The following is an 11,235-nucleotide window of genomic DNA, read 5'->3' on the forward strand; positions in this document are numbered from 1 at the left end:
GGGAGGTCTCACTTCTCTCGTTGGGCCATGACGGCGACGACGATCACCGCGCCCTGCAGGACGTACCGCAGTTCACCGGGGATCGACATGAGGTTGAGTGCGTTGCCGATGAGGCCGAGCAGGATGATTCCGAGGATCGTGCCCGGAATATCGCCGCGACCACCGGCAAGCGGGGTGCCGCCGACGGCGACGGCCGCGATCGCGGTCATCTCGAGGCCGGTACCCATCTGCGCCTGAGTCGATGCGAGCTGCACCATGAGCAGGAAGGCCGCGACGCCGACGAGCAGGCCGTTGCCCGCATAGAGGCAGATCTTCAGTGCGCGCACCGGGATCCCGGCCCGGTAGGCGGCCGACGAAGACGCGCCGAGTGCGTAGATCCAGCGGCCGATCTTGCTGTACCGCAACAGGACGTGCACCGCGACCAGCGCTAGGAGCAGCGCCCACACCAGCGGAGGGAGCCCGGCGAACCGCTGCCGGCCCACGGCGAGCATGGAGTCGGGAATCGCCGTGATCGGCACGTTCGAGATCAGCAGGGCGGCGCCTTGCAACAGGGTGAGCATTCCCAGGGTGAGGATGAACGGGTGGGAGCGGGAGAACGCGGCCAGCACCCCGTTGCACAGCCCGACGCCGATCGCGGCGAGGATCCCGACTGTGACCGCCACCGTGGGCGACCAGTGATGCAGCAGCAGCGTTCCCATGATCATCGCGCTGAACGACACGTTCGAGCCGATGGACAGGTCGAGCCCGCCGGACACCATGAGCGCGGTGGTGCCGGCCGCGAGAATCCCGAAGATCGCCATCTGCTGAAGGACGTTCGCGAAGTTCCCCCAGGACAGGAACACCGGCGAACGCAGGGACGTGACGAGGACCAGAATGGCGATGACGCCCAGGAGAGCCAGATGTGAACGCCGGGCGGTCAGCAGGCCGCGCACGTGGTCCCAGGCCGTCGGCCCGGCTTGGGGCGGACCGGTTTGGGTCGAAGTCGGGGTGACGGTGCTACTGGACATGGGTGGGGTCCTCATCTCGGTCCGGCCGGTGGCTGCCACCGGTGACTGCCAGCTCCAGCACGCGGTGCTCGTCGATCTCGGCGGCGGCCAGTTCGCCGGAGATGCGGCCGCGCCGCATCACGAGCAGGCGGTCCACCACCGGCACGAGGTCCTGCAGTTCCGACGAGATCACCAGCACCGCGCAACCGTCGGCGGCCATCTCCCGGATGGCGTGCAGGATCTGCTGTTTCGCGCCGATGTCGACCCCCTGTCCCGGCTCGTCGAGCACGACCACCCGCGGGCGGGCCTGCAGCGCTTTCGCCAGCGACACCTTCTGCTGGTTGCCGCCCGACATCGCGCGGGGAACGGCCGCCGGGCTCGCCGGTTTCACGTGCAGGCGGTCCATCAACCTCTTGGTGGCGGTGCGTTCGGCTCGGCCCCGCAGCAGGCCCAGCCGGGACTCGGGGCGGGCGAGCATCACCGTGTGCGTGGACGCCAGATCCATCAGCAGTGAGTCGCGCTTGCGGTCTTCAGGCACCACGACGAGGCCGGCCCGCAAGGCATCGCCCGGGGTCCGCGGGCGGTAGGGCCTGCCGTCGACGGTCATCTCACCCGCCGTCGCCGGGTGCAGCCCGGCCAGGACGTTCGCCAGCCGGGTCCGGCCCGAACCGACCAGCCCAGTGAGACCGACGACCTCGCCGCGGCGCAGCTGCAGGTCGATGTCGGCGAGCCGCCCGTGCTGGCCGATCCCGCATAGTTCCAGGGCCACTTCGCCCGCCGTGCCGGAGGCCCGGCGGAGGCGTTCGAAGGCGCCGCCGACCATGCGCTCGACCAGGTCGTCGGGGGTGACCTGGTCGGCCGCGACGGTGTCCACGGTCCGGCCGTCCCGCAGCACGGTCACGCGGTGCGCGACCGCGAGGACCTCTTCGAGGTCGTGCGAGATGTAGACGACGGCCACGCCGTCGCGGCTCAATTCGCGTACGACATCGAGCAGGCGGGCCCGCTCCGTGATGCCGAGACTCGATGTCGGCTCGTCCATGAGCACCACCGACGCCCGGCGGTAGATCGCCCTGGCGATCGCGACGAGCTGCTGGTCGGCCGGGCTCAGGCGATTCACCGGCTCCTTCGGGCCCGCCTGAAAGCCGAGGCGGGCGAAAATGCCGAGCACCTCGGTGCGCTGGCGGCGCGGCGCGAGCATGCCGAGCCGGGCATGCTCCTGCCCGAGGATCACGTTCGCCACGCCGTCGAGCCACGGGGCAACGCTGAGGTCCTGGTAGATCGTCTCCAGCCCGCGGGCCTGCGCCGACCGCGGAGTGAGGCCCGATCCGCTCCACGCGCCCAGCCTGAGGCGGCCGCTGTCCTGGTGCTCGGCGCCGGACAGAATCTTGATCAGGGTGGATTTGCCGGCGCCGTTGGCGCCGACGAGGCCGTGTACCTCGCCCTGGCGCACGAACAACGAGGCGCCGGCCAGCGCCACGGTCGCGCCGTACCGCTTGGAAACGGCGTCGGCCGCGAGAGCGGGCAGTTCGGAGACCACGGAAACGGGGTCGGTCATGAGTACCTCGACTGTCACGTCGTTGTGAAATGCCGGGCGTTTGAGCGCTTGCGGAACTGGATCAACGATGCCCAAGGGGCGCCTACCGTCCAGACGGTAGGGTCAAGTATCTACAGGGAATCCGCGCCGTCAAGACCTGCCGAAACAAAAGCGAAGTGCGGCGATCATCAAGGCACGGGCAGCGCGACCGGCCGCCGGTAAGCAGTCCGGCGGCGCTGACGGTCACGTGTGGCGGCTCAGGGCTTCGGGGCCGCGCCGTCGATGAACAGCTGCCAGAAGTGCCGGGCGACCTGCTCCGCGGTCCAGCCCTCGCCGGGGTGGAACCACTGATACGTCCAGTTGCACATGCCGAGAATGGCGAAGCTCGTCATGCGCGTGTCCATGGGGCCGAACTCGCCCGTGCTCACCCCGGCTTCGAGGATGTCGATCAGGTATTGGTGGTACTGGTCCCGTTTGCCGGCGATCGCATTGCGGGCCTGCATCGGCAGTTCCCGGTAGTGCTCGAAGAAGACGCGCAGGTGCCCGGGGTGCGTCTCCATCAGGCCGACCAGGTCGGTCATCACGGCCAGCAGCATGTCCTTCGGGCCCAGTGCGGCGGCCGCGGCGCGCTGTTCCTGCCGCTCGACGATGAGGTCGATCATCTCCTCGTGGATCACGATGAGGATCTCGTCCTTGCTGGAGAAATAGTGGTACAGCGACGCTTTCCGAATACCCACGTGCGCCGCGATGAGGTCCATCGAGGTCTCGTGGTAGCCGCGCTCGTTGAACAGTCCGGCGGCCACACTGATGATCTGCATCTTGCGCTGGGCGCCCCGGCTGCTGGTGTTCACGGGGGCAGGCGTGGCCATGGACATTCTCCTAATCGTTGCGAAATTCCGGCGTGGTGTGATCGCGAAAGCGCGGGAGTCCCTCGGGTACCGGCAGGCGAAACGCGTTCGTGAGCATAGCGACCTTGTGGTACTGCGCGGTCACAGTGAGCAGTTCGACCAGCTGTCGCGACGTCCACACCGCCGACAGTCGCTGCCACAGGTCGTCGTCGATCGTCAGGTGCTCGCACAGCTGCTCGACCGCGCCCAGCAGCATGGTTTCCCTGGGCGTCCAGCATCGCGACTCGGTCGTCGGCGCGAGCGTCGCGGCGAGTTCCGCGGGCCCCAGCCCTGCCTGCCCGGCGAACAATGCGACGTGCACCGCCCACTCGGGCTCGGCCCCGGTCAGCGCACACACCCGCAGGATCACGATTTCCCGGTGCCGCACGGAAAGGTCCGTCTCTGCGAGACACGCCTTCGTGGCCCGACGCAGGTCGCCGAGCGCACCCGGGCTGTGTGCGAGCGCGGCGAAGAGCGGAATGATCGTCCCGCCCGGAAGCCGGTACGGGCGCAGGGTTTCCGCCTGCTCGACGGTCAGCGGAGCGGGCGGCACCCGGGCCGTGCCCGTCATCGGCCCGCCACCGTCTCATCGAGCGCCACGGCGAACTCGGTGCCGGTGGCCGCCCGCACGTCGGCGACGTCGACGTCGGGAGCGAGCTCGCGCAACACCAGCCCTTCCGTGGTGACGTCGAGGACGGCCAGGTCGGTGATGATCCGGTGCACCACACGGCGACCGGTCAGCGGTAGCGTGCACTCGTCGAGGATCTTGTGCTCACCGCGCCGCGTGGTGTGCTCCATCAGCACCACGACCCGCCGGGCCCCGTGCACCAGGTCCATGGCGCCGCCCATGCCCTTCACCATGGCACCCGGCACCATCCAGTTCGCGAGATCCCCGGTGGCGGAGACCTGCATCGCGCCCAGCACCGCGGTGTCGATGTGGCGTCCGCGGATCATGCCGAACGACAGGGCGGAGTCGAAGAACGAGGCACCCGGCAGCACGGTCACGGTTTCCTTGCCCGCGTTGATCAGGTCGGGGTCCACCTCGTCCGCGGTCGGATAGGGGCCGGTGCCGAGGATGCCGTTCTCGCTGTGCAGCACGACGTGCGTGCCGGGCCGGAGGTGGTTCGGGATCAGCGTCGGTAGTCCGATGCCGAGGTTGACATAGGAACCGTCGGCCAGTTCACGGGCGGCCCTGGCCGCCATTTCGGTTCTGGACAGGGCCATCACGACACCTCCATCGGCGCGCGCACCGTGCGCTTCTCGACCCGTTTCTCGACAGCGGGTGTGTGCAGCACCCGCTGCACGAAGATCCCCGGTACGTGCACGGCATCAGGATCGATCTCGCCGGCCCCCACGAGTTCTTCGACCTCCGCGATGGTGACCTGCCCCGCCATCGCGCACAGCGGGTTGAAATTGCGTGCCGACTTGGCGAAGACGAGGTTTCCCTCGCTGTCGCCGAGCGCGGCGTGCACGAACCCGAAGTCGGCCGTGATCCCGTTCTCCAGCACGTATTCGACCCCGTCGAACAGCTGCGTCGGTTTGGGCGGAGAGGCCACAAGCACGCTTCCGTCGGGCGCGTAACGCCACGGCATGCCGCCTTCGGCGATCAGCGTGCCGACCCCGGCGGCGGTGTAGAACGCCGGGATCCCGGCACCACCGGCACGCAGCCGTTCGGCCAGGCTGCCCTGCGGGCACAACTCGACCTCGAGCTCCCCGCCGAGGTAACGGCGCGCGAACTCCGCGTTGTCGCCGACATAGGAGGCCGTGACCCGGCTGATCCGGCCCGTCTCCAGCAGGATGCCGAGCCCCCAGCCGTCGGTGCCGCAGTTGTTGGAGATGACGTGCAGGTCTCGCACCCCGCGCCGCCACAGCGCGTCGATCAGCGCGCTCGGAATCCCGCAGGCGCCGAAGCCGCCGGCCGCGATGCTGGCGCCATCGCCGACACCGACGACGGCTTCGTCCGCATCGGCCACCACCTTGCTCCGCGGCCCTGGTCGGGTTGCTTCCACTGGCTCCTCCACAGGCTTGACCACAGTAACGCTACCGACTAGACGGTAGCGACCTGGGTTGACGTAACGACGGGACAAACCCTAGGCTACCTACCGTCCGGACGGTAGCCCGGTAGTTCGAGGAGAAGATCATGGTCGATCCAGTGGCGGCCCCGTCGTTGCCCGTTCACCTGCGCTTGCTGCGGGGAATGCTGGCCGACGCGGTGTCCATGCTGCGCTCGGGTTTCGCCACGGCCCAGGACATCGACACCGCCATGCGCCTGGGCGCCGGTCATCCGGTGGGACCGTTGACCGTGCTGCGCGATCTGGACGCCTTCGATCGGGAGGCGCTCGGGCTGTCCGAAGTCCCGGCGACCGAGGCCCCGGACGTGACCGCGACCTCCGCGGCGAAGGCATGGTGGGGAACCGTGGGGGTCGTCGGCACGGGCACGATGGCGACCGGAATCGCGGAGGCCATCGCGGCGTCGGGAACGCCAGTACGGGTGCTCGCTCGCTCGGTGCCCGCGCGGGAACGGCTCCACGCCGCAGTGGCGGCGAGCCTTGCGCGCGCAGTCAAGCGCGGGCGGCGGCAAGCAGACGAGGCCGACCGCATCCGCGCGAGAGTCCACTGTGTACTCGACGCCGCCGCGCTGGCGGACTGTGCCGTGGTGATCGAAGCGGTGGCCGAGCAGCTGGACGTCAAACGCGAGGTGTGCGCGCGACTCGACGCGATCGTGGCACCGGGCACGCCCATCGCCACCAACACCTCCTCGTTCCGGGTGGCGGAGCTGGCGGCCGTGGCTCCGGAACGGCCGATACTCGCGCTGCACTTCTTCAATCCCGCCCCGGCCATGAAGCTCGTCGAGGTCGTTGTGCCGGAAGGCGGCTCGCGTGCGCTGGCCACCGTGGGGGCCGCCTGGACGACCGCGATCGGCAAGACCGCGATCCACTGCGGCGACCAGCGGGGGTTCCTGGTCAACCGGCTGCTCATCCCGTACCTCAACGACGCAGCGCGGCGGTTCGACGAAGGTGATGTCACACCTGCCGAACTGGACGAGGCGATGACCACCGGCGCGGGCCACCCGATGGGCCCCCTCGCGCTGATCGATCTGATCGGTGCGGACGTGACGGCCGCGGCGTTGTCGGCGATGGCCGAGGCGTACCCCGACTCGCGCCTGGTGCCGGCGGCGTCGCTGCGCCGGATGATCGAGGCCGGGCATCTGGGCAAGAAAACCGGCCAGGGCTTCTATCTCTATCGATGAACGGAGAACGGGTGCGGTACGACAAGCTCTTCATTGGTGGTGACTGGGTTCCCGGTCACGGCGACGGTCACGACGAAGTGATCAACGCGGCCGACGAAACCGTCCTGGCCACCGTGTGCCGCGGGGACGCGGCCGATGTCGATGCCGCGGTGGCCGCTGCGCGCTCGGCCGTCGACTCCGGTGTGCTCGCCGATCCCGCGGACCGCGTCCGGGCGCTGCGGGCGCTGCGGGCTGCGCTGACCGAGCGGCAGGACCAGATCGCCGAGCTGATCAGCCTCGAAGTGGGTACCCCGGCCAAGATCTCCCAGCGGGTCCAGGTCGGGCTGCCGCTGGCCGTGCTGGACGCGTTCGCCGAGACGGCCGAGCGCTACGAGTGGCAGACCACGGTGGGCAACTCGACCGTGCTGCGCGAGCCGGCGGGTGTGGTCGGCGCGATCACGCCGTGGAACTACCCGCTGCACCAGCTGGTCGCCAAAGTCGGCGGAGCGATCGCGGCCGGCTGTGCTGTCGTGGCGAAACCGGCCGGCGTGGCGCCGTTGTCGGCCTTCGCGCTCGCCGAAGCGGTCCAGGCCGCGGGCCTGCCCACGGGAGTGTTCAACCTGGTGCCGGGCAGCGGGCGTGTGGTCGGCGAGGCCATTGCCGGACACCCTGGGGTGGACGTCGTGTCCTTCACCGGTTCGACGGCGGCCGGGGCGCGGGTCGCGCAGCTGGCCGCGGCCAACATCACGAAGGTCGCGTTGGAGCTGGGCGGCAAGTCCGCCAACGTCGTACTGGACGACGCCGACCTCGCGCGCGCGGTGAAGACCGGCGTGGGCAACGCGTTCCTCAATTCCGGCCAGACGTGCTCGGCCTGGACCCGGATGCTCGTCCCGGAACGGCTACAGGACGAGGTCGTGGACCTGGCGGCGCAGGCGGCGAAACGGCTCACCCTTGGGCATCCGCTCGAGGAGAACACCCGGCTCGGCCCGCTCGCCTCAGCCGCGCAGCGGGACACGGTTCGCGGCTACATCGACGCCGGCCGCAGTGAAGGCGCACGGCTCGTGTGTGGCGGGGCGGAACCGCCGGCGGGCCTGGACAAGGGGTTCTACGTCGAGCCTGCGATTTTCGCCGACGTCCGCCCGGAAATGCGGATCGCGCAGGAGGAGATCTTCGGCCCGGTGCTGGCGATCATGCCCTACACCGACGACGAGGACGCCATCCGGATCGCCAACGACTCCGACTACGGCCTGGCGGGCGGGGTGTGGAGCGCCGACACCGACCGTGCATGGGCGGTGGCCAGGCGGATGCGCACTGGCCAAGTGGACATCAACGGCGCCGCCTTCAACCCCGCCGCGCCGTTCGGCGGCTACAAGAAGTCAGGCTTGGGCCGCGAGTTCGGCGTGTTCGGCATCGACGAGTTCGTCGAGACCAAGGCGGTGCAGTCATGACCCACCTCGAGACGATCCGCCGCTATTACGACGGCTGCAGCACCGGCGACGTGGAGCTGATGTGCGGCACGCTCACCGACGACGTCGTGCACTACTTCCTCGCCCCCAACCCGGGCTCGAAACCCGTCGACGGCGGCGAGCACCTGGCCCGCTACTGGCGCAAGGTGCACCGCATGATCGACGCGCGCTGGATCGTCGACCACATCGTCGACGGCGACGAGGAGGCCGTGATCGAGTGGTCGATGTTCTGGCGACCGGAAGGTAGGGCCGAGAGGGTCGTCACCCGGGGAGCGGAGTGGTTCCGGTTCCACAATGGACTGATCAGGGAGATCCGCTCGTACTATCAACAGCGGGAGAGCACCACCGAGCTGGACGGGTTCCGCTACGACGAGCGCGGCTACTCCGTCCCGGCGCGGGAGACCAGTGCCCTCCACCCGGCGAGCGCAGGTGGTGCCCCGTGCCCGAAGTGATCTCCCTCCGTACGGACGCGGTGCTGACCATCACGCTCGACCGGCCCCGGAGCATGAACGCGCTCACCGAGTCCTGCCGCCGCGAACTACTCACGGCGCTGCACGGCGCGGCCGACCCGGCTGTCCGTGCGGTCGTGCTGACCGGCGCCGGGCGTGCCTTCTGCGTCGGCCAGGACCTGTCCGCGACCGACGAGCTGGTACGCGCCGACGTCACGGTCCGCGACACCTACAACCCGCTGGTGCGTGCGCTCAAAGAGCTGGACAAGCCGGTGATCGCCGCGGTCAACGGGCCCGCCGTGGGCGCCGGGACAGGGTTGGCGCTGGCCTGCGACCTGCGGCTGATGGCCGAGACGGCGTACTTCGCGTGTTCGTTCAGCAAAGTCGGCCTCGTGCCCGACACGGGGCTGTCTCACGAGCTGGTGCGGAGCCTCGGTCACGCGCGCGCCTACGAGCTGGCTGCGACCGGCCGCACCATCGGCGCGGCCGAAGCCGCACAGTGGGGGCTGGTGAACCGGGTCGTGCCGCTCGAGGCGCTGGCGAAGGAGGCCGGCGACCTGGCCGGCCAGCTGTCGCGGGGCCCCGGGCTCGCGCTGGCGCTGACGAAACGGCTGTTCACCGCGGCCGCGCACGCCGGCGGGGACACCATGCTGGAACGGGAGGCACTGAGCCAGGGCGTCGCGGCGGCGACGGCCGAGCACACCGAAGGCGTCGCCGCGTTCCGCGAGAAGCGCGCCGCGAACCACGACCGCGGCCCGGTCACGGTGCCGGCCACCGTACCCCTCGACGCGATCTAGATTCGGAGAAAGAAAGGTACGACCCCATGGAAACCTGGGTCAACGGAGACCTCCGGTACTCGGCGTACGACCTCAGCTCCCGTCTGTCGAACAAGACGAGCGACTTCGAGCCCAACCCGCACCACATCGAGTACATCCCGCACGACAAGACGATCGAGGACTCCGAGAAGCTGTTCGGCATCGGCAAGGAGGCGTGGCGGGGCGGCCGTGGCTGGGCCATCGAGCGCATCACGCTGACCACGCACTCCGGCACCCACCTCGATGCGCCGTACCACTACGGCCCCACATCGGGCGGGCGGCCGGCCAAGACGATCGACGAGGTCCCGCTGCGGTGGTGCTTCGGCCCCGGCGTCGTCCTGGACGTGACCGAGGTGGATCGCCGCAAGGGCGCCGACGAACACGACCTGCAGCGGGAGCTGGACCGGATCGGGTACACGCTCCAGCCGTTCGACATCGTGCTCATCCGCACCGGCGCGTCGCGGTACTTCGACGAGCCCGGCTACCAGTACAAGCACACGGGTTTGCGTGCCTCGGCGACGAAATGGCTCACCGAGCAGGGCGTCCGGATGATCGGCATCGACGCCTGGACGCTGGACCGGGCGTTCGACGTCATGGTCGAGGAAGCCAAGAACGGCGACACCGAGCAGTTGTGGGAGTCCCACTACCACGGGATGACCCAGGAGTACTGCCAGATCGAGAAGCTCAGCGGGCTCTCGGACCTGCCGCGCCCCCACGGGTTCGAGGTCTCCTGCTTCCCGGCGAAGATCGAAGGCGCGAGCGGTGGCTGGGCCCGCGTCGTCGCCCTGTTCACCGAACCCGCGTGACCAGGAAGGGAGCTCCATGAAACTCGTGACGTTCACCCGAGGGCCGGTACCCGAGGTCGGCGTGCTCGACGGCGGCGATCACGTCGTCGCGCTGCGCCCGGCCTATGCGGATCTGCTGCGCTCGCGCGGGATCGAGGCCGCACAGGCCGACGCCCTCAGCGAGACGATCTTCCGCGACATGGTCACGTTCATCGGCTTCGGCGAATGGGGCAAGGACGAGGCCCGCGCCGCGGCCGGGCACGCGGACGGCGGCCCACACCGGCTGCCGCTGTTCGAGGTGACGCTGCGCGCTCCGCTGCAGCCGGTCGCCCTGCGCGACTGCATCGCCTTCGAGACCCACCTGAAGAACTTCTACGAGAACATCAACCGTGCGGAGATTCCGCCGGCATTCTACGAGATTCCCGTCTACTACAAGGGCAATCCGTCCACTGTGGTCGGTCCGGGGGAGGACGTGCCGTGGCCGCACTACAGCCAGGAGTGGGACTACGAGCTGGAACTCGGGGTGGTGATCGGGCCCAGCGCGCACAACGTCACCAAGGCTGAGGCCGAATCGCACATCTACGGACTCACCTGCTTCAACGACTTCAGCGCCCGGGACGTGCTGCGCAAGGAGATCTCGATCGGCCTGGGCCCGGCGAAGGCGAAGGACTTCGCCACCGGTATCGGCCCGTGGCTGGTGACCAGGGACGAGATCGACGACCTGTACGACCTGGAGATGGTCGCGCGGGTCAACGGCGAGGAGTGGTCCCACGGCAACTCCGGCCAGATCCACTGGAGCTTCGCCGACATCATCACGCGCATGGCCGACTCGGAACCGCTGCGGGCCGGCGAGATCTTCGGCTCCGGCACCGTCGCCTTCGGCTGCGGGCTCGAGCTGGGCAAGTACCTCGAACCCGGTGACGTCGTCGAACTGGAGATCACCGGGCTCGGAGTGCTGCGTAACCGCGTGGTGAGCGGAGCCTGACGATGCCCTGGTCGCGCACGGTGCGCACCGGACTGGACACGAGGCGAGTTACCCCTTGACACCTACCGTCTGGACGGTAGAGGATCCTGTGATCCAGGT

Annotated in this window: 12 protein-coding genes; 6 read left to right on the forward strand and 6 right to left on the reverse strand. The window is 69.3% G+C overall.

Annotated elements, in window-relative coordinates:
- Positions 1-8: 8 nt before the first annotated feature.
- The 6 genes from ATK36_RS29290 to ATK36_RS29315 all read right to left on the reverse strand — a co-directional run bounded on the left by ATK36_RS29290 (position 9) and on the right by ATK36_RS29315 (position 5,380).
- A complete protein-coding gene (locus tag ATK36_RS29290; RefSeq protein ID WP_170069958.1) occupies positions 9-1,007 on the reverse strand; it encodes an ABC transporter permease in 999 nt (332 codons plus the stop codon).
- The gene (locus tag ATK36_RS29295) at positions 997-2,541 is read right to left on the reverse strand and encodes a sugar ABC transporter ATP-binding protein (protein WP_098514403.1); all 1,545 of its coding nucleotides are present in this window, start codon (positions 2,539-2,541) and stop codon (positions 997-999) included. The genes ATK36_RS29290 and ATK36_RS29295 overlap by 11 nt, the downstream gene beginning before the upstream one ends.
- A 236-nt stretch (positions 2,542-2,777) precedes the next feature.
- Positions 2,778-3,389: a TetR/AcrR family transcriptional regulator gene (locus ATK36_RS29300; RefSeq protein ID WP_170069959.1), complete on the reverse strand. Its 612-nt coding sequence runs from the start codon at positions 3,387-3,389 to the stop codon at positions 2,778-2,780.
- A 10-nt stretch (positions 3,390-3,399) separates the two neighbouring features.
- Positions 3,400-3,978: a carboxymuconolactone decarboxylase family protein gene (locus tag ATK36_RS29305; RefSeq protein WP_098514405.1), complete on the reverse strand. Its 579-nt coding sequence runs from the start codon at positions 3,976-3,978 to the stop codon at positions 3,400-3,402.
- Positions 3,975-4,631 carry a CoA transferase subunit B gene (locus ATK36_RS29310; protein WP_098514406.1) on the reverse strand — a complete coding sequence of 219 codons (657 nt, stop codon included), beginning with the start codon at positions 4,629-4,631 and terminating at the stop codon, positions 3,975-3,977. The genes ATK36_RS29305 and ATK36_RS29310 overlap by 4 nt, the downstream gene beginning before the upstream one ends.
- Positions 4,631-5,380: a CoA transferase subunit A gene (locus ATK36_RS29315; RefSeq protein WP_245915295.1), complete on the reverse strand. Its 750-nt coding sequence runs from the start codon at positions 5,378-5,380 to the stop codon at positions 4,631-4,633. The genes ATK36_RS29310 and ATK36_RS29315 overlap by 1 nt, the downstream gene beginning before the upstream one ends.
- Positions 5,381-5,547: 167 nt before the next feature.
- On the opposite strand from ATK36_RS29315, the gene ATK36_RS29320 reads away from it, so the two are divergent.
- The 6 genes from ATK36_RS29320 to ATK36_RS29345 are packed head-to-tail and all read left to right on the forward strand — an operon-like array spanning position 5,548 to position 11,136.
- The gene (locus tag ATK36_RS29320; protein WP_098514408.1) at positions 5,548-6,657 is read left to right on the forward strand and encodes a 3-hydroxyacyl-CoA dehydrogenase family protein; all 1,110 of its coding nucleotides are present in this window, start codon (positions 5,548-5,550) and stop codon (positions 6,655-6,657) included.
- A complete protein-coding gene (locus ATK36_RS29325) occupies positions 6,654-8,084 on the forward strand; it encodes an aldehyde dehydrogenase family protein (RefSeq protein ID WP_098514409.1) in 1,431 nt (476 codons plus the stop codon). The genes ATK36_RS29320 and ATK36_RS29325 overlap by 4 nt, the downstream gene beginning before the upstream one ends.
- Positions 8,081-8,554, forward strand: a complete 474-nt coding sequence (locus ATK36_RS29330) for a nuclear transport factor 2 family protein (protein WP_098514410.1) — start codon at positions 8,081-8,083, stop codon at positions 8,552-8,554. The genes ATK36_RS29325 and ATK36_RS29330 overlap by 4 nt, the downstream gene beginning before the upstream one ends.
- On the forward strand, positions 8,542-9,348 hold the full coding sequence (locus ATK36_RS29335) for an enoyl-CoA hydratase/isomerase family protein (protein ID WP_245915296.1): 807 nt from the start codon (positions 8,542-8,544) through the stop codon (positions 9,346-9,348). Before ATK36_RS29330 ends, ATK36_RS29335 begins: the two co-directional genes overlap by 13 nt.
- 26 nt (positions 9,349-9,374) lie before the next feature.
- A complete protein-coding gene (locus ATK36_RS29340) occupies positions 9,375-10,172 on the forward strand; it encodes a cyclase family protein (RefSeq protein ID WP_098514411.1) in 798 nt (265 codons plus the stop codon).
- Positions 10,173-10,188: 16 nt separating this feature from the next.
- Positions 10,189-11,136 carry a fumarylacetoacetate hydrolase family protein gene (locus ATK36_RS29345; protein ID WP_098514412.1) on the forward strand — a complete coding sequence of 316 codons (948 nt, stop codon included), beginning with the start codon at positions 10,189-10,191 and terminating at the stop codon, positions 11,134-11,136.
- Positions 11,137-11,235 lie beyond the last annotated feature (99 nt).

This window comes from Amycolatopsis sulphurea, assembly GCF_002564045.1.
Taxonomy (GTDB): domain Bacteria; phylum Actinomycetota; class Actinomycetes; order Mycobacteriales; family Pseudonocardiaceae; genus Amycolatopsis; species Amycolatopsis sulphurea.